Consider the following 23592-nt stretch of genomic DNA (forward strand, 5'->3'; position numbering starts at 1 on the left):
CCCGGGCCCGCGCACGCCGGAGGGCTACTGGCCGGTGGCGCCGTCGGCCAGCTCCCGGAGGACGTCCAGGTGTCCGTTGTGCCGGGCAGTCTCCTCGATCATGTGCAGGACCACCCAGCGCAGGGTCACCCGGTCGCGTTCCCTCAGCACGCGGCGGGCGGAGTTGCCGAGCTCCAGGTGGGAGGTGATCTCCCGGGAACGCTCGCACTGCGCGGCGTACTCGGGGAGGAGCTCCTCCAGGGGCCGTCGCGCCCCCACCCTGAACTCGGCGTCCGGGTCCTCGACCGTGTACGGCGCCAGGTCGGGCTGGTTGAGCATCACCACCTCGAACCAGAACGCCTCCATCCAGCGGAGGTGGGAGACGATCCCGCCGATGGTGGTCATCGGTGACCCCGGCAGCGGCGCCGACGAGGAGAGGTCGGCGGCCAGACCCGCGCACTTGCGGTGCACCGTGGCGCGGTGCCAGTCCAACCAGGCCAGGAGCATCGTGCGCTCGTCGGCCGCTGTGGGAGCATCGACACGCTCGGGGAGGCCGTGGAGGCTGCTCTTGTCGCTCATGGCGGTATTCTCCTTCGGGCCATGTCCGGTATCCACTGGTTTTCGGCGGGGCCGGGTGGCGATGATGAGGAGCGGTTGATGGCGGAACAGAGCGGTGGCGCGCCGGTACGCGGCCTGGTCGTGGGCGTGGCCTTCCTCGGGGGTACGGCGCTGCTGGGCGCCCTCCTGGCCCCGTTGTGGTGGTGGCTCGCCCCGCGGCCCGAGGTGGTGGTCCTGCCGGACGGCGGGGTCTTCACCGGCGCCTCCGAGGAGGTCTTCGCGGGGGAGGGCTACTTCGTCGTCATCACCGCGCTGGCCGGGCTCGTCACCGGCTACGCCGCGTACATGGTCCAGTTCTCCCTGGCCCGGCGCCGGTTCCAGGACCTGCGGATGGTCGGACTCGTCGCGAGCACGCTCGGCGCGGCCGCCGCGTCCCTGCTGGTCTGGCGGATCGGCGTCGCTCTGGACGCTCCGGCCCGGGAGGCCGTGCTGGCCACCGACCCCGGTGGCACGGTGGTCGCGGCCCTCCAGCTCCAAGCCGTCGCGTTCCTGGTCGTGTGGCCCTTCGTGCACGTCCTCCAGTACGGGCTGTTGGACGCCTTCAGCCTGATGCGCGGCGACCAGCCCGGCGTGCCCGAACCTGTCCGGGACCGGATCCCCGCCGAGGGTGTCGTCCCCCTGACCGGCGACCCCCGTCAGGGAGGAGCGGGGACCGCCGGACTCGGCTGAGGGCGTCCGCCGCGCCCGGCGGCGCTCACAGGGTCTGCACGGAGTCCTCGTACATGCCGTCGAGCAGGTCCCGGTACCGCTCCTCCACGGCTCTGCGGCGCATCTTCAGGCTCGGTGTGATCTCGCCCTGCTCCACCGTGAGCTCGTTCGGCAGGATGGCGAAGTCCTTGACGGACTCGTGCCGGGGCAGGCCGCGGTTGAGCTCGTCGATGGCCTCCTGAAGCATGGCCCGCACCTTGGGTTCCCTGGTCAGCCCGAGGTAGTTCAGCGCGCCCAGGCCGTTGGCCTCGGCCCAGACCTCGATCGCCTCAGCGTCGAGGGTCACCAGGGCCACGCAGTAGGGCCGACGGTCACCGTGCACCACCAGGTTGCCCACGTAGGGGCACAGGGACTTGAACCGACTCTCGATGCTCTGCGGAGCCACGTACTTGCCGCCCGAGGTCTTGATGAGTTCCTTCTTGCGGTCGGTGATCCGCAGACGGCCGTTCTCCAGGGCGCCGATGTCACCGGTGGCGAACCAGCCGTCCTCGTCGAGGACCTCCTGGGTGGCTCCGGACAGGTTGTGGTAGCCGCGCATCACGCTTCCGCCGCGCAATAGGACCTCGCCGTCCTCCGCGATCCGCACCTCCGTCCCGGGCAGGGGCAGCCCCACCGAGCCGAAGCGCACGTCACCCGGTCGGTTGAGGAAGGCCCCCGCCGAGGTCTCGGTCAGGCCGTAGCCCTCCAGGATGGTGATCCCGGCGCCGTAGAAGAACCGGCCGATCTCGGGGGCCAGGGGCGCGCTGCCGGACACGAAGAACTTCAGCCGGTCACCGAACCGGGCACGCAGCTTGGCGAACACGAGGCGGTCGGCCACCCGGTACCGGACGGCGAGCAGTCCGCCGGGCTCCCGGCCCTCCTCCCTCAGCCGGGCCACCTGGTCTCCCACGCCGACGGCCCACCGGAAGATCCGGTACTTGGCGGCGCCTCCCTCCTTGGCCTGCATGACGACCCGGTTGAACACCTTCTCGAAGATGCGCGGGGCGGCGGCCATGAAGGTGGGCCGCACGACGGCGAGGTTGTCGACGATCCGGTCCACGCGGCCGTCGACGGCGGTCGTGAACCCGAGCCGCAACTGGGCGACCTGCATGACCTTGCCGAAGCTGTGGGCCAGGGGCAGCCACAGGTACTGGACGTCGTCGGCGTCGAGCATCTCCCAGCCCTGGGCGCGCATCTCGTCGCCCATGACCCGCAGCGCCTCGGCCTCGTAGAGCCAGTTGGCGTGGTCCAGGCGCACCCCCTTGGGGCGGCCGGTGGTGCCGGAGGTGTAGATCAGCGTCGCCAGGTGGTCGGCGCGGACGGAGGAGACCAACGTGTCGAAGAGATCGGGCCGCTCGGCGTGCAGGCCCGCGCCGACCTCCTCCAGTTCGGACAGGCTCATCACCCAGTCGTCGTCGCCCCCGGCCGCCCCCTCGAAGGCGATGACCCGGGACAGTCCGGGCATGGCGCCGCGCTGCTCCAGGAGTTTGGCGACCTGCTCGTCGTTCTCGGCGAAGGCCACCATGCTGCCGGAGTCGGACACGATGAACGCGCAGTCGGGCGGGCCGGAGGAGGGGTAGATCGTGGTGGAGGCGCCGCCCGCGCACAGGATCGCGAGGTCGGCCAGGACCCACTCGACGCGGGTGCTCGACGCGATCGCGCACCGGGCCTGGGAGGTCAGACCCAGGGAGTGCAGGCCCAACGCCAGGGCGCGGACACGGTCACGGGTCTGGTTCCAGGTCAGGGACTCCCACTTCTCGCCGCCACCGGCGGGGGAGGGGACCGGGTAGGTGAACGCCTCCCGGTCGCCGGATTCGGCGACGCGGGAGACGAACATGTCGGGAACGGACCGATAGGGGGATGAAGTGTTGCCCATGTCACAAAGCTACCCCTGGGTAGGGGGGCGGGCAACACTCCGTACGCGAATGTGTGCCGGTCCACGGACCCCTGTGACCCAGCGGATTCCGGGGCCGAGCACGGGGCGACGACTCCTCTTCGCCCGCTCCGGGCCGCCCCGGCGCCCTGGGTCGTTCAGTCCGTCCCGATGGGGGCGAGGGAGGCCTCCGTCAGGGCGATGAGGTCCTTGGGGGTCAGCTCCATCTGGAGTCCCCGCCGCCCGGCGGAGACGTACACCGCACGCAGCTCCGCCACCGAGGAGTCGATCACCGTCCGCAGCCGCTTGCGTTGCCCCAACGGGCTGATGCCGCCACGCACGTACCCGGTGATCTTCTCCGCCCGGACCGGATCGGCCATCGTCGCCCGCTTGCCGCCGACCGCGGCCGCCAGCGCCTTCAGGTCCAGCGACGCGCTCACGGGCACCACCCCGACGGTGAACACGCCGTCCACCTCGGCCACCAGCGTCTTGAACACCTGCTCGTGCGGTACCCCGATCGCGTCGGCGGCGTCCGCGCCATAGGAGTGGCCCTCGCCCCCGTTCACCTCATAGGGGTGCAACGTGTAGGTGGTCTTGGTCCTGCTGGCGGCCACCGTCGCGGGCGTGGATCTTCCACTCATGGGTCACCTGGGCCTTCCACTTCGTACTTCCACCTCAGGGCAGGCTACTCCTCCGTACACGGGACACCGCACCAGGTGACGGGGGTGTCCCCGTCAGGGGGAGGATCCCCTGAGACGGCGCCCTAGTTGAAGGAGACCCCGTTGTCGAGGAACGGGCCCGCGGGGAGGTTGGGCAGGTCCGGCGCGGCCACGATCCGGTTCTCCCTGCGCAGGAAGCGCGCGGCCACCGCCAGCCGGGTCGCCGCGTCTTCGGCCTCCAGCAGACGCTGCTTCTCCGCCGAGTCCAGCACCACCGAGATCGCCACGGTGTACGACAACGCGATCGGGTCGCGCGGCAGGTCGCCCGCGGTCTCCGACGCCATGCCGATGTCCGCCAGCCGCCGCTCGTACACCTCGTACAGTTCCCGCACCCGGTCGGCGTGCTCCTCGACGTCCGGCCCCAGGGGCTCGGGCAGAAGGGAGACCGCCGCCGTCGAGTAGTCGTCGGTGGAGGCGGTGTCGACGTCCGACAGGTCGGTGATGGTGAACCGCGTGCCGCCCTCGACCACCAGGTCGTAGCGGCCGTCCTCGTAGGTGCGCACGTCGCGCACCACGGCCGTGCACCCGGTCGCGCTCACCAGCGGAAGGGAGGCCGGCGCCCCGGGCCCGGCGGTGTTGGGCACACCGGTGTCCGCGCCCCCCGAGCCCTGCCCGGACTCACTGGCCACCTCCTGGCCCAGTTCGATCCAGACGACCCCGAAGCGCGCGGGTCCGTGGTCCCGGCCACCCGGCTCGCCCCCGGCCAGGGTGGGGCCGAGCAGTTCCGAGACCAGCCGACGGTACCTGTTCTCGAACACGTGGAGTGGGATCGTCATACCGGGGAACAGCACGGTGTTCAGCGGGAAGATCGGCAGCGCCTCTGGCATGGTCCCAGTATGCCCCCGCCGGGGTACGGACGCGGGCGCCCCGCCCGGGGCGGCCCGGGCGGGGCGGGTGCGCGGACGGCGCCGGAGGCGCGGCCGGTCAGGAGACCGAGGGGCCCGCGGTGCCCGGAGCGCCCTGGCTGCCGTTGTCCTCGCTCGGCATGTCGCGGGCGACGAAGGTCTCCACGTCGAACAGGTTGCCGTTGGCGCGGTCCACGACGTTCAGGAGGGTCGACATCTTGGCGACCTCCTCCACCTGCTCCTGGATGAACCACTGGAGGAACTGCTCTCCGGTGTAGTCGTCCTCGTCGCGGGCGACCCTGGCCAGTCGCTGGAAGTTGTCGGTCACCTCGCGTTCCTGGCGCAGGGCCAGGGCGACCAGGTCGCGGGCGACGGCGAAATCGGTCTCGATGTCGTCCACGCCGGGAAGGGCGAAGGTGACGTCGCTGTCGAGCAGGTACCGCACGATCATCATCGCGTGGTCGCGCTCCTCCAGGGACTGCTCGTAGAAGACCCTGGCCAGCTGGGGCAGGTCCTGGTCGTCGAACCAGGCCGCGATCGCCACGTACTGGTGCGAGGCGGTGAACTCGTGCCGCACCTGGTCGATGAGGAGACGATGGAACTTGGAATGGCTGCTATCGCCGGTCTTGTTCGAAGTCATGCCCCCACGATAACCCATTAAAAAGCGTTTTGCGAAACACCTCGGAGTGGCGTCCCAATGAATGAGGCAAGCCTTTCTTTCATCAAATTAGGTAAGGTGTCCCAAACTTAGGCGACGCTTATTTCGCGCGTCCGGGGAGTCGTCGGGGCGCGGGTCCGGGAAGCGGGTTCGCGCCGGTCGCGCGGGTGTGGTGTCCATCATCCGGACTCCGCCACCCACGGATTGGGCCGAGCCCCCTAGACTGGGACCGTGATCAGTCGAATCGACCTCCGAGGCTCCCAGGACGACCCGCGCGACGCCCTTCCGCGCGCCGAAATCGATGTGGCCGACGCCACCGAGCGCGTGCGGCCGCTCTGTGAGGACGTCCGCCATCGCGGGACCGAGGCACTGGTCGAACTCACCGAACGCTTCGACGGCGTGCGGCTCACCGACGTCCGTGTCCCCAAGGACGCCATCGACGCGGCCCTCGTCGAACTCGACCCCGCCGTGCGCGCCGCGCTGGAGGAGTCCATCCGCCGCGCCCGCAAGGTGCACAGCGCGCAGCGCCGCCAGGACCACACCACCCAGGTCGTCCCCGGCGGCACCGTCACGGAGAAGTGGATCCCGGTCAACCGCGTCGGCCTCTACGTGCCGGGCGGCCGCGCCGTCTACCCGTCCAGCGTCATCATGAACGTCGTCCCCGCCCAGGAGGCGGGCGTGGCCTCCCTCGCGGTGACCTCGCCGCCGCAGAAGGACTTCGGTGGGCTGCCCCACCCGACCATCCTCGCCGCCTGCGCGCTGCTCGGCGTGGACGAGGTGTACGCGGTCGGTGGCGCCCAGGCGGTGGCGATGTTCGCCTACGGCACCGACGACTGCGAGCGCGCCGACATGGTCACCGGCCCCGGCAACATCTGGGTCGCGGCCGCCAAGCGCCTCCTCAAGGGCGTCATCGGCATCGACGCCGAGGCCGGGCCCACCGAGATCGCGATCCTCGCGGACTCCACCGCCAACCCCGACTACGTCGCCGCCGACCTCATCAGCCAGGCCGAGCACGACGTCGTCGCCGCCTCCGTCCTGGTGACCCCGGACGAGGCCCTGGCCGAGGCGGTCACCGAACGCCTCGCCGCGCGCGTCGCCGCCACCAAGCACAGCGAGCGCGTCCGTGAAGCCCTGTCGGGCCCGCAGTCCGGCATCGTCCTGGTGGACGACCTCGAGCAGGGGCTGGCGGTCGTCGACGCCTACGCGGCCGAGCACCTGCAGATCATGACCGCCGACGCCCCGGCTCGGGCGGCGCGCGTGCGCAACGCCGGAGCGATCTTCGTCGGGGACCACTCCCCGGTCTCCCTCGGTGACTACGCGGCGGGCTCCAACCACGTGCTGCCCACCGGCGGCTGCGCCTGCCACAGCGGTGGCCTGAGCGTGCAGACCTTCCTGCGCGGGGTGCACGTCGTCGAGTACGACCGCGACGCGCTGGCCGACGTCGCCCATCACGTCATCACCCTGGCCCAGGCCGAGGACCTGCCCGCGCACGGCGAGGCCGTGGCCGCGCGCACGGAGGAGGGGAACACGCCCTGACCCGGGGGTGTTCCAGCAGTTCCGGGGAGGAGCCGGGGGTGACCGCCCCCGGCGGCGCCCGAACAACGGCCGAAGCGAACCGGAGGCCGTCAGACGCCCGCCCCGGCGGGGCGACCGGAGGGGACCCCTGTGACCACGGTGGTCACAGTGGCCCCGGGAGACCGTCCCGCCACGACCGACCACGAGTGTGAACCCAGTGAGCTTCACCCTGAACGACCTGCCGCTCCGCGACGACCTGCGCGGACGCTCGGCCTACGGCGCACCGCAGCTGGACGTGCCGGTGGTCCTCAACACCAACGAGAACCCCCACGCGCCCTCCCCGCGCCTGGCGAAGGCCCTCGCCGAGGCGGTGGCGGACACCGCCCTCGGGCTCAACCGGTACCCCGACCGGGACGCGGTCCGGCTGCGTGAGGGCCTGGCCGCCTACCTCGGCCACGGCCTGACCGCCGCCCACGTCTGGGCGGCCAACGGCTCCAACGAGGTCCTCCAGCAGTTGCTCCAGGCCTTCGGCGGACCCGGCCGCACGGCGATGGGCTTCGAGCCGTCCTACTCGATGCACCCGATCATCTCCCGGGGGACCGGGACGCACTGGGTGCCGGTCCCGCGCGACGCCGACTTCCGGATCGACGTGGACGCCGCCCTGGCCGCCATCGAGGAGCACCGGCCCAGCGTCGTCTTCCTGACCTCGCCCAACAACCCCACCGGTACCGCCCTGGAGATGGCCGACATCGAGCGCGTCGCCCGGGCCGCCCCGGGGGTCGTGGTGGTCGACGAGGCCTACGCCGAGTTCCGCCGCGCGAACACGCCCAGCGCCCTGTCCCTGCCGGACCACCCCAGGGTGATCGTCTCGCGCACCATGTCCAAGGCCTTCGCCCTGGCCGGGGCGCGCGTGGGCTACCTCGCCGCGCACCCCGCCGTGGTGGACGCCCTCCAGCTGGTCCGCCTGCCCTACCACCTGTCCGCCGTCACCCAGACGGTGGCCCTCACCGCGCTGGAGCACGCCGAGGAGCTCCTCGGCGCCGTCGACGACCTCCGCGCCGAACGCGACGCGCTCGTCCTCTGGCTCCGGGAACAGGGGTTCTCCGTCGCGGACTCGGACGCCAACTTCGTCCTGTTCGGTGAGTTCGAGGACCGCAGCCGGGTCTGGCGGGACCTGCTCGACCAGGACGTCCTCATCCGCGAGACCGGCCCCGACGGCTGGCTGCGCGTCACCGTCGGCACCAGCGAGGAGATGGCCGCCTTCCGCGCGGCGCTCCTGAAGGTCACCGGCCGCTAGCCTGGCCGGCCCGCCCGGCACCACCGCACCGCACCACCACCACAGCACCACCAAGGATCAGGCACCATGAGCCGCATCGGGCGCGTCGAACGCGCAACCAAGGAAACCAAGGTCCTGGTCGAGGTCGACCTGGACGGCACGGGCGTCGCCGACGTCTCCACCGGGGTCGGATTCTTCGACCACATGCTCGACCAGCTCGCCAAGCACGGACTCTTCGATCTCACCGTGCGCACCGAGGGCGACCTGCACATCGACGCGCACCACACCATGGAGGACACGGCCCTCGCCCTGGGCGCGGCCTTCAGCGAGGCCCTCGGCGACCGCGCGGGCATCCGCCGCTTCGCCGACGCCAAGGTCCCGCTCGACGAGGCGCTGGCCGAGGTCACCGTCGACGTCTCCGGCCGCCCCTACCTCGTGCACACCGAGCCCGAGGGCATGGCGCCGGTCATCGGCCGCGACTACGACACGACCATGACCCGCCACATCTTCGAGTCGTTCGTCGCCCAGGCGCGCGTGGCCCTGCACGTCCACGTGCCCTACGGCCGCAACGCCCACCACATCGTGGAGGCGCAGTTCAAGGCGTTCGCCCGCGCACTGCGCGTGGCCACCGAGAACGACCCGCGCGTGGACTGGGTGCCCTCCACCAAGGGCGTCCTGTAGATGGACACCGACCTCTGGGGCCTGTTCCTGCTCGTCCTGGGCGGATTCCTCGCCGGCGGCGTGTACGCGCTGTGGGGGAGGAACCGCCTCATCGCGGGCGTCCTTGCCGGGTGCGTCGCGCTCGCCGTGGTCTCCGGCGTGCTGCGGCTCGGCTACTTCTAGTCCCCCCGCGTCCAGGGACGCTCACCTCACCAACTGAAGGGCACGCACTCGAATGTCACGTGTGGTCGTCTTCGACTACGGGTCGGGCAACCTCCGCTCGGCCCAGCGCGCCATGGAGCGCACCGGCGCCGACGTCACCGTCACCTCCGACCCGCACGCCGCGCTCGACGCGGACGGGCTGGTCGTCCCCGGGGTGGGCGCCTTCAGCGCCTGCATGGCCAGCCTCCGGGCGGCCGGGGGAGACCGGATCATCGGTCGGCGCGTGGCCGGGGGCCGCCCCGTCCTGGGGATCTGCGTGGGCATGCAGGTCCTCTTCGACCGGGGCGTCGAACAGGCCGACGTCCACGCCGAGGACCGCGCCACCGAGGGCTGCGGTGAGTGGCCGGGCACGGTCGAACGCCTCCGGGCGCCCGTCGTCCCCCACATGGGCTGGAACACCGTCACCCCGCCCGAGGACACACGCCTGTTCGCGGGGGTGGGCCCCGAGGACCGCTTCTACTTCGTGCACTCCTACGCGGTCCGCCGCTGGGAGTTCGTCAGTCACAGCGACCGTATCCGCGGCCCCCGGGTGACCTGGTCCGAACACGGCGAACCCTTCGTGGCCGCCGTGGAGAACGGTCCGCTCAGCGCGACCCAGTTCCACCCGGAGAAGTCCGGTGACGCCGGGGCCCGGGTCCTGGCCAACTGGGTCGGCACGCTGTGACGACGCATGTCCCCGAACCGAACCGAGCACGAGAAGGCACCATGACCGGCGACCACACCCCGTCGACCCCCGTACTCGAACTGCTGCCCGCCGTGGACGTGTCCGGCGGCCAGGCCGTCCAGCTCGTCCAGGGCAGGGCCGGCTCCGGCGGCCAGTACGGCGACCCCTTCGAGGCCGCCCGCGCCTGGCGTGACGCCGGGGCCGAGTGGATCCACCTGGTGGACCTGGACGCGGCCTTCGGCCGGGGCCACAACCGCGACCTCCTGCGCGCCATCGTCGACCGCCTCGACGTGAAGGTCGAGATGTCCGGCGGCATCCGCGACGACGAGTCCCTGGCCGCCGCCCTGGCCACGGGCTGCACCCGCGTGAACATCGGCACCGCCGCCCTGGAGAACCCGGAGTGGTGCGCCCGGATCATCGCCGAGCACGGCGACCGGATCGCGATCGGCCTGGACGTGCGCGGCACGACCCTGGCCGCCCGGGGCTGGACCCGCGACGGCGGCGACCTCCTGGAGACCCTCGACCGCCTGGAGTCCGAGGGCTGCGCCCGGTACGTGGTCACCGACGTCAACAAGGACGGCACCCTCAAGGGCCCCAACCTGGACCTGCTGCGCACCGTGTGCGAGCGCACCGACAAGCCGGTGGTCGCCAGCGGCGGCGTGTCCAGCCTCGCCGACCTGGAGGCGATCTCCTCCCTGGTCCCGCTGGGCGTGGAGGGCGCCATCATGGGCACCGCCCTGTACGAGGGCGCCTTCACCCTGGAGGACGCCCTGACCACGGTGCGGGGTGCGGATCGGTGAGCCTGGCCATCCGAGTCATCCCGTGTCTGGACGTCGACGCCGGACGCGTCGTCAAGGGCGTCAACTTCGAGAACCTCCGCGACGCCGGTGACCCGGTGGAGCTCGCGGGCACCTACGACGCCGGGGGCGCCGACGAGCTGACCTTCCTGGACGTCACCGCCTCCAGCGGCAACCGCGAGACCACCTTCGACGTGGTGCGCCGCACCGCGGACCAGGTGTTCATCCCGCTCACCGTCGGGGGAGGGGTCCGTACCACCGAGGACGTGGACCGGCTGCTGCGCGCCGGTGCCGACAAGGTGGGGGTGAACACCGCCGCGATCGCCCGTCCGGAGCTGATCGGGGAGATCGCGGAACGCTTCGGCCGCCAGGTCCTGGTGCTCTCCGCCGACGTGCGCCGCGTGCGCGAGGGCGGTCGTCCCACACCCAGCGGGTTCGAGGTCACCACGCACGGCGGTCGGGAGAGCGCCGGTGTCGACGCTCTGGAGTGGTGTGAGCGGGCCGCCGAGCTGGGGGCCGGTGAGATTCTGCTCAACTCGATGGACGCCGACGGCACCCGGGCGGGTTTCGACCTGGAGCTGATCCGCGCGGTGCGCGCGCGGGTGGACGTCCCGCTGATCGCCTCGGGCGGGGCGGGCGCGGTGGAGCACTTCGTCCCGGCGGTCGCCGCGGGCGCGGACGCGGTGCTGGCGGCGACCGTCTTCCACTTCGGGGAGTTCACCATCGCCGACGTCAAGCGTAGCCTGCGTGAGGCCGGATACCCGGTCCGGTAGGCGGTGGATGGTCGCGACACGCCGACATGACGAAGAACAGGCCCCGAGCGCGTGCGCTCGGGGCCTGTGACCTGCATAACCGTGTCAATGATTACTGTCAGTAATCAAAGCGTGTCATGGCGTTGACCAAGCTGTGGTCCGTGTGAGCATGAGCGCGTCTTAGCAGCCACGACAGGGAGACAGTCGCCCATCATGTCCAAGCACGTCATCACCGGCCTCGCTCGCAGGTTCGCTTCCCTCGCCACCGCCGGAGCCATCGCCATCGGCGGCATGGCCCTCATGGCCCCGTCCGCCGCGGCCGACGACTTCGAGCGCACGCCGGACGAGGTCATCCAGATGATCCAGGCCCAGGTCTGGCCGAACTACTCGCTCCAGAACCCCGGCCCCAGCGTCGACATCCTCGCCGCGCAGTACTTCCTGAACCACCTCGGCTACATCACGGACAACACGAGCGAGACCTTCACGTCGGAGTTCAACCGTGTCCTCCGCGACTTCGAGCGCCGTGAGGGCATCGACGTCAACGGCGTCCTGGAGTCACAGAGCTGGATCAAGATCCGGAACGAGCTGTTCCCGACCAGCGCCGACGGCTTCCAGCGCGACGACCGGGGCTACGGCGTCCGCGCCGTGCAGGTGCTGCTCAACGAGAAGAACGACGCCGGTCTGACCGTCAACGGCCGCTACAACTCCGCCACGGAGCAGGCCGTCCGCAACTTCCAGCGCGAGAAGTGCATCGGCGTCGACGGCGTCTACGGCTGGCTCACCTACAAGGCCAGCATCACCGGTGTCGACAGCTGCTCCTCCAGGGCGCAGGCCCCCGGCGAGGAGGCCGCGGAGCAGGCTCCGGCCGAGGGTGCCGCGGAGCAGGCTCCCGCGGAGCAGGCCCCGGCCGAGGAAGCCGCTGAGCAGGGCCCCGCCGAGCAGGTGCGTCCGGCCGGTCCGGGTCGTCCCGCTGGTCCTGGCCGTCCCGCCGAGCAGGGCCCGGCCGAGGACGCTCCCGTCGAGGAGGGCGACCAGGCCCGTGAGCTGGAGACGGTGCGCGGCTCCTAGCCCGTACCCGCACCACCTGACGTGACGAGAGTGGGGCCCGGTACGCCTCCCGCGGCGTACCGGGCCCGACGCGTGTACACCCCGGGACCCCCGGGAAGTTCCCGTTGTACGGAATAGCACGGATGTGTCCCGCGCTGAAACAATCCGGTGGCAGCTGTCGGTGCCGCTGGATAGGTTGGCCCCAACACGCGACCCGTGCCCGTCGGCATGCCCGGGAACGGACGGAACGTGGCCGGGCGGCCGGAGCGAACCGGTCAGGACGAGGAAGCGGGGGCGTATGGCGCAGGGCACCACGACGGCGAACCAGGCGACACGGGAGGGCGACCCGCCCGGCGACCCCGCCGCCGAGAGCGCCGACACCGGCACCCCGGACCAGGCCACCGACCCCCACAAGGGCGTCTTCGCCCGGGGGATGCGCGTCCTGGGCGTCGCCGCCCGCACCGAACCGTGGATCTTCCTCGCCGCCGTCGCCGGGGCCATGCTGCACGCGGGCGTCTCCGTGGGCTCCGCCTCCGTGCTGGGACACCTCACCGACAACACCATCCTCCCGGCCTTCTCCGCCGGAGAGACCACCGCGGCCGCACTGCTCGCCGCCGCGGCCCTGCTCATGGCGGTCGGCCTCGGCAAGGCCGTGGGGCTCGCCCTGCGTCGCCTGCTCGCCGGGCTCATGCAGTTCCGCATGCAGGCCCGCTACCGCCGCGCCGTCGCCCGCAAGTACCTGGAACTCCCGCTCTCCTGGCACCACCGCCACCCCACCGGCCAGCTCCTGTCCAACGCCAACGCCGACGTCGAAGCCGCCTGGCAGCCCCTCGCACCGCTCCCCATGGCCGTCGGCAGCGTGTTCATGCTGGTCATCGCGTCCGTCGCGATGATCGTCACCGACCCGGTCCTGGCCCTGGTCGCCTTCGTGGTCTTCCCGATCCTGGCCGCCGCCAACGTGGTGTTCCAGCGCCGCGTCTCCCCGATGGCCTCCCGGGCCCAGGCCCTGCGCGCCGAGGTCAGCGGGGTCGCCCACGAGTCCTTCGACGGCGCCCTCGTCGTCAAGACCCTCGGCCGCGAGGACACCGAGACCGAACGCTTCACCCGGTCCGCCCACCGCCTGCGCGACGCCCTCATCCAGGTCGGCCGCATGCGCTCCATGTTCGACCCCTTCACCGAGGCCCTGCCCAACTTCGGGGTGCTCGCCGTCCTCCTCCTCGGGATGTGGCGCCTGTCCACCGGCGCCATCGAACCCGGCGAGCTCGTGCAGATCGCCTTCCTCTTCACACTCCTCGCCCTGCCCATCCGCTCCTTCGGATGGATCCTCGGTGACCTGCCGCGCAGCGTCGTCGGCTGGGACCGCGTGCAGTCCGTCCTCAACTCCGACGGCGCCATGGAACACGGCGACCGGACCCTGGAGAGCACCGAGCGCGGCCTCGCACTCAGCGTCCGCGACGTCACCTTCTCCTACGCCGACGCCTACGACGCCGAGGGCGGCGGCCGCGACCTCCTGGACGACCACACCGTCACCGGGGCCCGCACCACCGTCCTCAACGGCGTCGACCTCGACATCGCCCCCGGGCGCACCGTCGCCCTCGTCGGACCCACCGGGTCCGGGAAGTCCACCCTCACCACCGTCCTCATGCGCCTGGTCGACCCCGAGTCCGGCGCCGTCCGCTACGACGGCGTCGACGTGCGCGACCTCGCCCGGGGCCAGATCCCGCGCCACGCGGCGCTCGTGCCCCAGGGCACGTTCGTGTTCGAGGACTCCGTCCGCGACAACGTCTCCCTCGGCGCGGCCGGGGTCGACGACGAACAGATCTGGGCCGCGCTCCGGCTGGCACGGGCCGACGGGTTCATCGCGGAACTCGACGGAGGCCTCGACGCCCGTCTCGGGGAGAAGGGCACCACACTGTCCGGCGGACAGCGCCAGCGCCTCGCCCTGGCCCGCGCCATCGTCCGCCGCCCCCGCCTGCTGATCATGGACGACGCCACCTCGGCCGTGGACCCGCAGATCGAGGCCCAGATCCTGGCCGGACTGCGCGAACGCGACGACGCCGCCACCGTGGTCGTCGTGGCCTACCGCAGGGCCACCATCGAGCTCGCCGACGAGGTCCTCTACATGGAGGGCGGACGCGTCCTGGCGCGCGGCACCCATGCCGAGCTCCTGGTCACCTCCAGCGGGTACAACAGGCTCGTCACCGCCTACGAGCGCGCCTCGGCGGAGAACGAGAGCGAGCGCGCTCCCCTCCCGGAGGAGCCCGGCCCCGCGGAACCGCACCTGCCCACCGGAGGACACCCCACCGACGCCGCCGAGGAGACCAGCCGATGAGCGCACCGACCCAGCCCCGTACCGACGACCGGTCGGAGCAGGCGGAGGCCGGGGCCGGGCGCCCCGAACGCGACCCCGTCCTCTCCCTGCACCAGAACCAGGACTCCGCGTTCGGTACCATCCGGCGCGGTCTCCAGCTGTCCCCGGAGTTCGCCCGGGGCCTGTGGCTCACGCTGGTGTTCGCCCTGGTCGCCACCGCGGGCAAGGTGATCGTCCCCGTCGCCGTCCAGCAGATCATCGACAACGGGCTCACCGGGGAGACCGGTCCCGACCTCGGCTTCGTCACCCGCATGGTGACGGTCTGCGCGGCGCTGCTCGTGGTCACCATGTTCTGCTCGTACCTGATGAACCTGCGGCTGTACCGGGCCACCGAGTCCGGTCTGGCCACCCTGCGCCGCAAGGCCTTCCGCCACGTCCACGACCTGTCCGTGCTCACCCAGAACAGCGAGCGCAAGGGCGCCCTGGTCTCCCGGGTCACCGGCGACGTCGACCAGATCAGCACCTTCATGCAGTGGGGCGGGCTGCTCCTGCTCGTCAGCGTCGGCCAGCTCCTGGTCGCCACCACCCTCATGGCGGTCTACTCCTGGCAGCTGACCCTCGTGGTGTGGATCTGCTTCCTGCCGCTGCTCTTCGGCGTCCGCTGGCTCCAGAAGCTGCTGTCCCGGGCCTACCTCACGGTCCGTGAGCGCACCGGCGACATGCTCGGCGCCATCGGGGAGACCGTGATGGGCGCCGCCGTCATCCGCGCCCACGGCACCGAGGAGCGCACCGCCGGACGCATCGACACGACGGTCCAGGCCACCCGGCTCGCCCAGGTCAGGGCGCAGCGCCTGTCCATGGCCGTCTCGCCCTTCGCGGAGATCGTCGCCGCCGTCGGCAACGTCGCCGTCGTCCTGGTCGGTGTCTGGCTGGGCGTCGGGGGAGACCTCACCGCGGGTCAGCTCATCGCCTTCCTCTTCCTCATGACGCTCTTCATCCAGCCGATGATGATGGCCACGGAGATCTTCAACGAGGCCCAGAACGCCATCGCGGGGTGGCGGCGCGTCCTCGGGGTGCTCGACACGGTCCCCGACATCGCGGACCCCGGCGAGGCCGGACGCGTCCTGCCGCGCGGGCCGGTCCGGGTCGGGTTCGACCGGGTCACCTACTCCTACCCCGAGGGTCCCGTGGTCCTGGACGACGTGGACGTGGAGATCACCCCGGGAACCAGGGTCGCGGTCGTCGGTGAGACCGGGTCGGGCAAGACCACCTTCGTCAAGCTCCTCACCCGCCTCATGGACCCCGCGTCCGGCACCGTCCGCCTGGACGGGGTGGACCTGCGCGAGGTCTCCTTCTCCTCACTGCGCGCCCGCGTCGTCATGGTCCCCCAGGAGGGGTTCCTGTTCGACAGCTCCCTGGGCGACAACATCCGCTTCGCCCGCCCCGAGAGCACCGACGCCGAGCTGGAGACGGCCATCACCGAACTCGGCCTGGCGGACTGGCTGGGAAGCCTCGCCCACGGCCTGGACACGCCGGTGGGCCAGCGCGGGGAGTCCCTGTCAGCGGGGGAGCGTCAGCTCGTCGCCCTCGTGCGCGCCTACATCGCGGACCCGGACCTGCTCGTCCTGGACGAGGCCACCTCGGCCGTGGACCCGCACACCGAGGTCCGCATCCAGCGGGCCCTGGACCGGCTGACCCGGGGCCGCACGTCCGTGGCCATCGCCCACCGCCTGTCCACGGCCGAGGCCGCCGACCGGGTCCTGGTGTTCGACGACGGCCGCATCGTCCAGAGCGGATCCCACGACGAACTCGTGGACCGGCCGGGCGTGTACGCGGACCTCTACGCCTCCTGGGTCCGCTCCTCCGCCTAGCCTCTCCACCAGTGGGCCGCCAGCAGCTCCGCCACCAGCGGTTCGGCCAGCAGGCTCACGTCGGGGTCGCCGTCGCCCGGGTAGCGCACGCTCAGCGCCACCCCCGGGACGCGCTCGCGTCCGGGGGTGGCGCCCACCGCCACGAACGACCCCCGCAGCTGGCCGAGGTGCTCCGCGAAACGCTGGTCGTAGGTGGAACCCGCGAACAGCAGGGCCCGGTAGTCCGTGACCGCCGCCAGGTACCGGTCCGAGTGCGACCACTCACCGGTCTCCGCCGTGTGCGCCACCCGGATCGGCCCCCTGCGCAGCACCCGCACCCCCTGCTCGGCGGAGGCCAACCGCTCGGCCGGGGCGACCAGCCGCACCCCGTCGGGGGAGTCCAGCAGCCGCGCGGCCTCGGGTACCCACTCCGGGGCGCTTTCCAGCAGTACCCGCGACGCGTTGGCGACCCGTTGGAGCAGTCCGGGGAAGTTGCCGCTGCTCCCCGTCGAGGGCGCCCCCAGCCGCTGCCCCAGCAACAGCAGCAACGCCAGGGCGTGCTGGTAGGCGCGGCACCCGAGCCCGGCCCGCTCCTCACCCGCCCGCAGCGGCACCAACAGGTCCGCGTAGCGACCCACCACCGCGTCCTCGTCCGGGGCCAGCACGATCACCGGTGAACGCCCCACGTACCGGTCCAGCGCCGAGTGCAGCTCCCGCTGACCGTCCCCCAGACTCACCGCCACCACGAGCGTCTCGGGGTCGGCGGGCGGCTCCTCGACCGACGAGGAGAAGTCGGCGTGCGCCGCCACGCCCCCGCGCCGCAGCCGCGCCGCCGCCACCTCGCACGCGCGCCGCGCCGGACCCAGAGCCAGGAACCGCACCGACACGGGTTCGTCCCCCAGCAGCGCGGGCAGCGCGGCGTAGGGGTCCCAGCGCGGGAAGCGCTGGGCGAGCTCGGTCAACGCGGCGGGTTTCCCCGCCAGGTCGGCGGACAGGTGCTCGGCGGTCACGGGAGCTCCCAAGCTGGCAGAACCGTCGGAACGGCGACGTCACGGACGCACGAACTCTAATCCCCCCTCCGGGCCCCGGGGGAGTGACCGGTGTCAAACCGCACCCGGTGGGCGGAGCGCGGACATCGGTCATAACCTGGAGGCATGAGCGCCACCAACCTCGATCCGGACATCGCCGCACGCCTGAAGCGCACCGCGGACGGCCTGGTCCCCGCCGTCGTGCAGCAGCACGACACCGGGGAGGTCCTCATGCTGGCCTGGATGGACGACGAAGCCCTGCACCGCACCCTCACCACCCTGGACGCCACCTACTGGTCGCGCAGCCGGGGCGAGTACTGGGTCAAGGGCGCCACCTCCGGTCACACCCAGCGCGTGGTCTCCGTCGCGCTCGACTGCGACGGCGACACCCTGCTGGTCCGCGTCGACCAGACCGGAGCCGCCTGCCACACGGGGGACCGCACCTGCTTCGACGCCGGACGGCTGCTGTGACCCGCGCCACGGTCCGCGCCCGCCGCGAGTACGGCGTGACCACGCTCGGCCTGGCAGCCGGGGCCGCGCTCCTGCTGGCCGCCTCCGGACGCGTGTGGGTCACGGGTGAGCTCGCCTCGCCCGGACCGGTCGCCGCCGTCCCCGTGGACCTGACCGGAGGGGACCTCACCGGAGCCCCGCGCGGCCTGGGGTGGGCCGCGCTCGCCGGGATCGTGGGCCTGTACGCGGCCCGCTCCTGGGCCCGTCGCGTCGTGGGCCTGCTCATCGCGGCCTGCGGTGTGTTCGCGCTCACCTCCCTCTGGTCGGCCACCCGTCCCGGCGCGCTGACCGACTCCGTCACCCGGCTGGCCGCCGACACCGCGGGCGCCGCGCAGAGCGCCGCGGCACCCGAACTCCACGCCCTCGGCCCCGTCATGGGCGCGGTCGGGGCGGTCCTGGTGCTCCTGACCGGCCTGGTCTCGGTAGCGCGTGCCCCTGCCTGGCCCGGCATGGGAAACCGGTACGATCGGGACGCCGCACCGCGTCCCCGCCACGCGGAGACACCAGCCGACCTGTGGAAATCACTGGACGCCGGTGACGACCCCACTCTTGGCGCCCCGGAGCCCGGCGCGTCCGCCGCAACCGAACCGGCGGTTCGCACGGACTCCGGTGGCGACACCGAACCCGCACCGCTGGCCGAGTCGCCAGCCCAACCCAAGGAGAGCCCCTGATGGCCGACGCCCACCACGAAGAACACGACGACCACGGCAACACCGTGTCCGCCTGGTTCCTCACCGTCTCCTGGATCGTCGCCTGGACCGTGGCCGCCGTCGCCATCATCTTCGGCGGCGCCCTGGTCACCTGGACCGTCATCGCCCTGGTCGCCAGCATCGCCCTGGCCGCCGTCGCCGGTGTCATGAAGAAGGTCGGCCTGGGCCGCAAGGAGCCCCGCCCCGTCCCGCCGACGCGTGAGGAGTGGGAGGCCGGCCGCGAGGCCACCGCCGCCGCCCAGTAGTCCCTTCCGTCCGGAGCGTCCGTGGCCCACCGCGCGTGGGCCACGGAAATGGACGGGTGCCCGCGGGGCGGGTACATTCGCCTCACCGGCTCCGCCGTCGGCCCGCAGGTCGGGCGGGCCCCCGGTTCCCCTCGCCCCTCGGCAGACACGTCCGGAAGGACACCACCCATGAGTTACGGTCCTCCGCCCCCGGGCGATCCCTCGGGCTACGACCAGTCCACCGGCGGCTACGGTCCGCCGGTCCCGCAGTACGGCCAGCAGGGACACTACGGACCGCCCGTGCCGCCCTACGGCGTGCCCGGACCCTACGGGGCGCAGCCCCCCGCGTCCGACCCGCCCAGGAACTACATGGTCTTCAACATCCTGGGCATCTTCGGCTGCCTCGGCATGACGAGCATCATCGGCATCATCGGCCTGATCTTCGCGCTCCAGGTCAGCAGCAAGTGGCACATCGGTGACTACGCGGGGGCGGAGTCCGCGGCCAACACCGCGAAGATCCTCGGCATCATCGGCCTGTGCTGCTTCGTGGTCACGGCCCTGTTCTTCCTCTTCTACGTGCTGATGTTCCTCGGCTTCGGTGTCTCCGCGCTCATGATGTGACCCGAGTGCCCCGACGCGGCCGCCGGTAGGGTGGGCGCGTGCAGCACGACGACGAACCCGCCCGCGCCCCGGCCTCCGCCCCGTCCCTCCCGGACGGTCCCGCGGCCCGGGCCGGGGAGGGCGCCCCGGGCCGCGTCGCCCGTCTCGTCCAGCGGATCCACCCCGTGACCTGGCCGGTCTCCCTGGGACTGCTCGGGCTCGCCGGTCTGGTCCTCCTCCATCTGGTGGACCCCAACGAACCGGGCAACTACCCCACCTGCCCCTGGCTGCTCCTCACCGGCACGTTCTGTCCCGGCTGCGGCACCATGCGCGCCGTCGCGCTCCTCACCCACCTGGACGTGGTCGGCGCCCTCGGCATGAACCCGCTCCTGGTTCTGCTCCTGCCCTATCTCGCCCTCACCTACGCGGCCTGGCTGGTCGGCACCCTGCGCCCACGGGCGCGACCGCCCGTCCCGGCCCCCACCTGGTTCGTGTGGACGCTCCTCGTCGCCTTCGTGGTCTTCTGGATCGCCCGCAACCTGCCGTGGTTCTCCTTCCTCGCCCCCGGTACCCCGCTACTGCCCGCCTGGTGAGAACGGACCGGACCGGATGGGGCGGGTTCCTCCTCGATCGCACGGAATCTCCCGGCGCGGTGACCCGGGGGCGGCGGCCCCACGGCCGCTGAGGGTGGATACGATGACCAGCACACGGTGTGACGGCCCCGAGCCCACACCCGATCGGACCGGCCGTGTCCACCTCCGGACCGGCCACCGCCAACCGCAATGGACGAGGGAGCTAGAACCTGTGAGCGTGCTCGACGAGATCCTCGACGGAGTACGCGCTGACCTGGCGCAGCGACAGGCGGAACTCCCCCTGGACCGCCTCAAGGCCCAAGCCGAGTCGGTGCCCGTCCCCCAGGACGCCGAGGCCGCCCTGCGCCGCCCGGGCGTCCACGTCATCGCCGAGGTCAAGCGGGCCAGCCCCTCCAAGGGCCCGCTCGCCTCCATCACGGACCCCGCCGCGCTGGCCCGCGACTACGAGGCCGGCGGCGCCACCTGGATCAGCGTGCTCACCGAGGGACGCCGGTTCAACGGCAGCCTGGACGACCTGCGCACCGTGCACGCCGCCGTCGAGACCCCGCTGCTGCGCAAGGACTTCGTCGTCAGCTCCTACCAGCTGTGGGAGGCCCGCGTCTTCGGCGCCTCCGCGATCCTCCTCATCGTCGCCGCCCTGCCCCAGGACGCCCTGGTCTCCCTGGTCGAACGCGCCCGCTCGCTGGGCCTGACCCCGCTGGTCGAGGTCCACGACGAGGAGGAGGTCGCCCGCGCCCTGGACGCCGGAGCGACCGTCATCGGCGTCAACGCGCGCAACCTCAAGACCCTGGAGGTCGACCGGGACACCTTCGCCCGGCTCGCCCCCCTCATCCCGGCCGACCGCGTCAGAATCGCGGAGTCCGGGATCCGAGGCCCGCACGACCTGCTGGCCTACGCCGGTGCCGGTGCCGGAGCCGTCCTCGTGGGCGAGAGCCTCGTCCGTGGACGGAACCCGCGCGAGGCCGTCGCCGACCTGGTGACCGCCGGCGCCCACCCCGCGCTGCGCGACCGGAACTGACGGGACGAACACGATGGGACCGACGAAGGCGTACACGGAGCACGCGCGGCACACGCCCGCGCTCCTGCGCCGATGGCGATGGCTCTAGGGAGCCCGTAGGCACGTCCCACGGGTTCCCGTCGCCGCGTCGACCCGAACCAACCCGCGCCGCCCGAGCCAGGCGGCGCACGGCCGGTCGGTGCGCGGCCCCCGTGGCGCGACGCCCCGGGCCGACCCGCGCGCTCGGCCTCCTCTTCCCAGGAGAACTTCCCATGAGCCACGCCCAACCGGTACCCGACGACCGCGGGCACTACGGCCGCTTCGGCGGCCGGTTCGCCCCCGAAGCCCTCATCGCGGCCCTCGACGAGGTCGAGGCCGAGTGGGCCAAGGCCAAGGACGACCCCGCCTTCCACGCCGAGTTCGACGAGCTCCTCAAGAGCTACGCGGGGCGCCCCAGCCTCCTCACCGAGGCCCGTAACTTCTCCGAGCACGCGGGCGGGGCGCGCGTCCTGCTCAAGCGCGAGGACCTCAACCACACCGGCTCGCACAAGATCAACAACGTGCTGGGCCAGGCGCTGCTCACCAAGCGCATGGGCAAGACCCGCGTGATCGCGGAGACCGGCGCGGGCCAGCACGGCGTGGCCACCGCCACCGCCTGCGCCCTCATGGGCCTGGACTGCGTCATCTACATGGGGGAGGAGGACACCCGACGGCAGGCCCTCAACGTCGCCCGCATGCGGATGCTCGGTGCCGAGGTCGTCCCGGTCACCATCGGCAGCCGCACCCTCAAGGACGCGATCAACGAGACCTTCCGCGACTGGGTGGCCAACGTCGACCACACCCACTACCTCTTCGGTACCGCGGCCGGACCGCACCCCTTCCCCAAGCTCGTCCGCGACCTGCACTTCACCGTGGGCGCCGAGGCCCGCCAGCAGGTCCTCGACCTCACCGGCAGGCTCCCCGACGCCGTCGCCGCCTGCGTCGGTGGCGGCTCCAACGCCATCGCGATCTTCGCGGCCTTCATCCCCGACGAGAGCGTCGCCCTGTACGGGTTCGAGGCCGGGGGGCGGGGCGCCGACACCGACGAGACCGCCGCCTCCATCACCGCGGGAAGCCACGGGGTCTTCCACGGCGCGCGCACCTTCGTCCTCCAGGACGAGTACGGGCAGACCCTGCCCAGCCACTCCATCTCCGCCGGGCTCGACTACCCGGCAGTGGGACCCGAGCACGCCTACCTGGCGGACACCGGTCGCGCGACCTACGAGCCCGTCACCGACGTCGAGGCCATGGACGCCTTCCGGCTGCTCTGCCGCACCGAGGGCATCATCCCGGCGATCGAGAGCGCCCACGCCCTGGCCGGGGCCCTCCGGCTCGGCCGACGCCTCGGGCCCGACGCCGTGATCCTGGTGAACCTCTCCGGGCGCGGAGACAAGGACGTCAACACCGCGGCCGCCTACTTCGGCCTCGTCGACTCGGAGGGACAGGCCTGATGGCCGCGACCACGCTCCAGACCACACTCGCCTCGGCCCGCGCGGCCGACCGCGCGGCGCTCGTCGGCTACCTGCCCGCGGGCTTCCCCGACGTCGACTCCTCGATCCGGGTCATCCAGGCCATGGTCGAGGGCGGGTGCGACGTCATCGAGGTCGGCCTGCCCTACTCCGACCCCATGATGGACGGGCCCACCATCCAGCGGGCCGCGGATCGGGCGCTGGCCTCGGGCACCACCACCGACGACGTCTTCCGTGTCGTGGAGGCCACCGCCGCCACCGGGGCCGCCGCCCTGGTGATGTCGTACTGGAACCCGATCGAGCGCTACGGCGTCGAGCGCTTCGCCACCGAACTCGCCAACGCGGGCGGGGCCGGGGTCATCACACCCGACCTCATCCCCGAGGAGGCCGAGGAGTGGTACGCGGCCTCCGAGAAGGCCGGGCTCGACCGGATCTTCCTGGTGGCCCCGTCCTCCACGGACCGGCGCCTCGAACTGACCACCGGCGCGTGCAGCGGGTTCGTCTACGCGGCCTCGCTCATGGGGGTCACCGGAACCCGCGCCCAGGTGGCCGACACCGCCGCGACCCTGGTGCGCCGCACCCGCGAGGTCACCCGCGAGTCCGCCCTGCCGATCTGCGTGGGGCTGGGGATCTCCACGGCCGCGCAGGCCGCCGAGGTCGCCGCCTACGCCGACGGCGTCATCGTGGGCGCCGGGTTCTGCCAGCGCGTCCTGGACGCCCCGGACCTGGAGACCGGGCTCGTCGCCGTTCGCTCCTTCGCTGAGGAGCTCTCCGCCGGGGTGCGCTCCCGGTAGGCCCCGCCCTGGGCCGCCCCGGCCCACGTGCAGCCCCACGGTGGGGGGGGGCGGGGGGGGGCGGGCCCCCCCGGAGCGGATGCCACCCCCCGCCCCCCCCCGCGAGAACCACGCGGGATGAGTGTTGAAACGGGTGTTGTGGGGACCCAGGTCCA

Annotated in this window: 25 protein-coding genes; 19 read left to right on the plus strand and 6 right to left on the minus strand. The window is 72.3% G+C overall.

Annotation, left to right across the window (positions count from 1 at the left end):
- Positions 1 to 24: 24 nt before the first annotated feature.
- Positions 25 to 558, minus strand: a complete 534-nt coding sequence (locus ACFW3L_RS17205) for a DinB family protein (RefSeq protein ID WP_378741450.1) — start codon at positions 556 to 558, stop codon at positions 25 to 27.
- 78 nt (positions 559 to 636) lie between these two features.
- Here ACFW3L_RS17205 and ACFW3L_RS17210 point away from each other — a divergent pair, with 78 nt between their 5' ends.
- Positions 637 to 1266 carry a hypothetical protein gene (locus tag ACFW3L_RS17210; protein WP_378741453.1) on the plus strand — a complete coding sequence of 210 codons (630 nt, stop codon included), beginning with the start codon at positions 637 to 639 and terminating at the stop codon, positions 1264 to 1266.
- A 25-nt stretch (positions 1267 to 1291) separates the two neighbouring features.
- Here ACFW3L_RS17210 and ACFW3L_RS17215 read toward each other — a convergent pair whose 3' ends face one another.
- From ACFW3L_RS17215 to ACFW3L_RS17230, 4 genes are all read right to left on the minus strand, one after another.
- The gene (locus ACFW3L_RS17215) at positions 1292 to 3160 is read right to left on the minus strand and encodes an AMP-dependent synthetase/ligase (protein WP_378741455.1); all 1869 of its coding nucleotides are present in this window, start codon (positions 3158 to 3160) and stop codon (positions 1292 to 1294) included.
- A 155-nt stretch (positions 3161 to 3315) separates the two neighbouring features.
- Positions 3316 to 3798 carry a Cys-tRNA(Pro) deacylase gene (ybaK, locus tag ACFW3L_RS17220; protein WP_378741457.1) on the minus strand — a complete coding sequence of 161 codons (483 nt, stop codon included), beginning with the start codon at positions 3796 to 3798 and terminating at the stop codon, positions 3316 to 3318.
- Between the two features lie 122 nt (positions 3799 to 3920).
- Positions 3921 to 4703 carry an LON peptidase substrate-binding domain-containing protein gene (locus tag ACFW3L_RS17225; protein ID WP_378741459.1) on the minus strand — a complete coding sequence of 261 codons (783 nt, stop codon included), beginning with the start codon at positions 4701 to 4703 and terminating at the stop codon, positions 3921 to 3923.
- A 97-nt stretch (positions 4704 to 4800) separates the two neighbouring features.
- Positions 4801 to 5361, minus strand: coding sequence for a ferritin (locus ACFW3L_RS17230; protein ID WP_378741462.1), 561 nt, complete (start codon positions 5359 to 5361; stop codon positions 4801 to 4803).
- Positions 5362 to 5610: 249 nt separating this feature from the next.
- Between ACFW3L_RS17230 and hisD the strand changes: the two genes are divergently transcribed.
- The 10 genes from hisD to ACFW3L_RS17280 all read left to right on the plus strand — a co-directional run bounded on the left by hisD (position 5611) and on the right by ACFW3L_RS17280 (position 16494).
- The gene (gene hisD / locus ACFW3L_RS17235) at positions 5611 to 6915 is read left to right on the plus strand and encodes a histidinol dehydrogenase (RefSeq protein WP_378741464.1); all 1305 of its coding nucleotides are present in this window, start codon (positions 5611 to 5613) and stop codon (positions 6913 to 6915) included.
- Positions 6916 to 7111: 196 nt separating this feature from the next.
- The gene (locus tag ACFW3L_RS17240) at positions 7112 to 8191 is read left to right on the plus strand and encodes a histidinol-phosphate transaminase (protein ID WP_378741466.1); all 1080 of its coding nucleotides are present in this window, start codon (positions 7112 to 7114) and stop codon (positions 8189 to 8191) included.
- Positions 8192 to 8257: 66 nt separating this feature from the next.
- Positions 8258 to 8851: an imidazoleglycerol-phosphate dehydratase HisB gene (gene hisB / locus ACFW3L_RS17245; RefSeq protein ID WP_378741468.1), complete on the plus strand. Its 594-nt coding sequence runs from the start codon at positions 8258 to 8260 to the stop codon at positions 8849 to 8851.
- The gene (locus ACFW3L_RS17250) at positions 8852 to 9013 is read left to right on the plus strand and encodes a hypothetical protein (RefSeq protein WP_352388635.1); all 162 of its coding nucleotides are present in this window, start codon (positions 8852 to 8854) and stop codon (positions 9011 to 9013) included.
- 52 nt (positions 9014 to 9065) lie between these two features.
- On the plus strand, positions 9066 to 9716 hold the full coding sequence (gene hisH / locus ACFW3L_RS17255; protein ID WP_352388633.1) for an imidazole glycerol phosphate synthase subunit HisH: 651 nt from the start codon (positions 9066 to 9068) through the stop codon (positions 9714 to 9716).
- A 41-nt stretch (positions 9717 to 9757) separates the two neighbouring features.
- Entirely contained in the window at positions 9758 to 10516 is a 759-nt protein-coding gene (priA, locus tag ACFW3L_RS17260; protein WP_378741471.1) for a bifunctional 1-(5-phosphoribosyl)-5-((5-phosphoribosylamino)methylideneamino)imidazole-4-carboxamide isomerase/phosphoribosylanthranilate isomerase PriA, read from the plus strand.
- A complete protein-coding gene (hisF, locus tag ACFW3L_RS17265) occupies positions 10513 to 11286 on the plus strand; it encodes an imidazole glycerol phosphate synthase subunit HisF (protein ID WP_378741473.1) in 774 nt (257 codons plus the stop codon). The genes priA and hisF overlap by 4 nt, the downstream gene beginning before the upstream one ends.
- A 192-nt stretch (positions 11287 to 11478) precedes the next feature.
- A complete protein-coding gene (locus tag ACFW3L_RS17270; RefSeq protein ID WP_378741476.1) occupies positions 11479 to 12333 on the plus strand; it encodes a peptidoglycan-binding protein in 855 nt (284 codons plus the stop codon).
- 277 nt (positions 12334 to 12610) lie between these two features.
- Positions 12611 to 14644 carry an ABC transporter ATP-binding protein gene (locus ACFW3L_RS17275; RefSeq protein ID WP_378741478.1) on the plus strand — a complete coding sequence of 678 codons (2034 nt, stop codon included), beginning with the start codon at positions 12611 to 12613 and terminating at the stop codon, positions 14642 to 14644.
- A complete protein-coding gene (locus ACFW3L_RS17280; RefSeq protein ID WP_378741481.1) occupies positions 14641 to 16494 on the plus strand; it encodes an ABC transporter ATP-binding protein in 1854 nt (617 codons plus the stop codon). The genes ACFW3L_RS17275 and ACFW3L_RS17280 overlap by 4 nt, the downstream gene beginning before the upstream one ends.
- Here ACFW3L_RS17280 and ACFW3L_RS17285 read toward each other — a convergent pair.
- A complete protein-coding gene (locus ACFW3L_RS17285; RefSeq protein WP_378741483.1) occupies positions 16491 to 17483 on the minus strand; it encodes a sugar isomerase in 993 nt (330 codons plus the stop codon). The two genes, ACFW3L_RS17280 and ACFW3L_RS17285, sit on opposite strands and share 4 nt — an antisense overlap.
- A gap of 144 nt (positions 17484 to 17627) precedes the next feature.
- Between ACFW3L_RS17285 and hisI the strand changes: the two genes are divergently transcribed.
- From hisI to trpA, 8 genes are all read left to right on the plus strand, one after another.
- Positions 17628 to 17972 carry a phosphoribosyl-AMP cyclohydrolase gene (gene hisI, locus ACFW3L_RS17290; RefSeq protein ID WP_378741486.1) on the plus strand — a complete coding sequence of 115 codons (345 nt, stop codon included), beginning with the start codon at positions 17628 to 17630 and terminating at the stop codon, positions 17970 to 17972.
- Positions 17969 to 18682 (plus strand): Trp biosynthesis-associated membrane protein, encoded by a 714-nt coding sequence (locus tag ACFW3L_RS17295; RefSeq protein ID WP_378741489.1) that lies wholly within the window; start codon positions 17969 to 17971, stop codon positions 18680 to 18682. The genes hisI and ACFW3L_RS17295 overlap by 4 nt, the downstream gene beginning before the upstream one ends.
- The gene (locus ACFW3L_RS17300) at positions 18682 to 18966 is read left to right on the plus strand and encodes an HGxxPAAW family protein (RefSeq protein WP_378741492.1); all 285 of its coding nucleotides are present in this window, start codon (positions 18682 to 18684) and stop codon (positions 18964 to 18966) included. The genes ACFW3L_RS17295 and ACFW3L_RS17300 overlap by 1 nt, the downstream gene beginning before the upstream one ends.
- Positions 18967 to 19134: 168 nt before the next feature.
- Positions 19135 to 19566: a CD225/dispanin family protein gene (locus ACFW3L_RS17305; RefSeq protein ID WP_378741495.1), complete on the plus strand. Its 432-nt coding sequence runs from the start codon at positions 19135 to 19137 to the stop codon at positions 19564 to 19566.
- A 38-nt stretch (positions 19567 to 19604) separates the two neighbouring features.
- Positions 19605 to 20138, plus strand: a complete 534-nt coding sequence (locus tag ACFW3L_RS17310) for a DUF2752 domain-containing protein (RefSeq protein WP_378741497.1) — start codon at positions 19605 to 19607, stop codon at positions 20136 to 20138.
- A 211-nt stretch (positions 20139 to 20349) separates the two neighbouring features.
- Positions 20350 to 21156, plus strand: coding sequence for an indole-3-glycerol phosphate synthase TrpC (trpC, locus tag ACFW3L_RS17315; protein WP_378741500.1), 807 nt, complete (start codon positions 20350 to 20352; stop codon positions 21154 to 21156).
- Between the two features lie 251 nt (positions 21157 to 21407).
- Positions 21408 to 22625 carry a tryptophan synthase subunit beta gene (trpB, locus tag ACFW3L_RS17320; protein WP_378741503.1) on the plus strand — a complete coding sequence of 406 codons (1218 nt, stop codon included), beginning with the start codon at positions 21408 to 21410 and terminating at the stop codon, positions 22623 to 22625.
- Positions 22625 to 23437, plus strand: coding sequence for a tryptophan synthase subunit alpha (gene trpA, locus ACFW3L_RS17325; protein ID WP_378741505.1), 813 nt, complete (start codon positions 22625 to 22627; stop codon positions 23435 to 23437). The genes trpB and trpA overlap by 1 nt, the downstream gene beginning before the upstream one ends.
- Positions 23438 to 23592 lie beyond the last annotated feature (155 nt).

The sequence above is a fragment of the Nocardiopsis sp. NPDC058789 genome (genome assembly GCF_042745575.1).
Taxonomy (GTDB): domain Bacteria; phylum Actinomycetota; class Actinomycetes; order Streptosporangiales; family Streptosporangiaceae; genus Nocardiopsis; species Nocardiopsis eucommiae.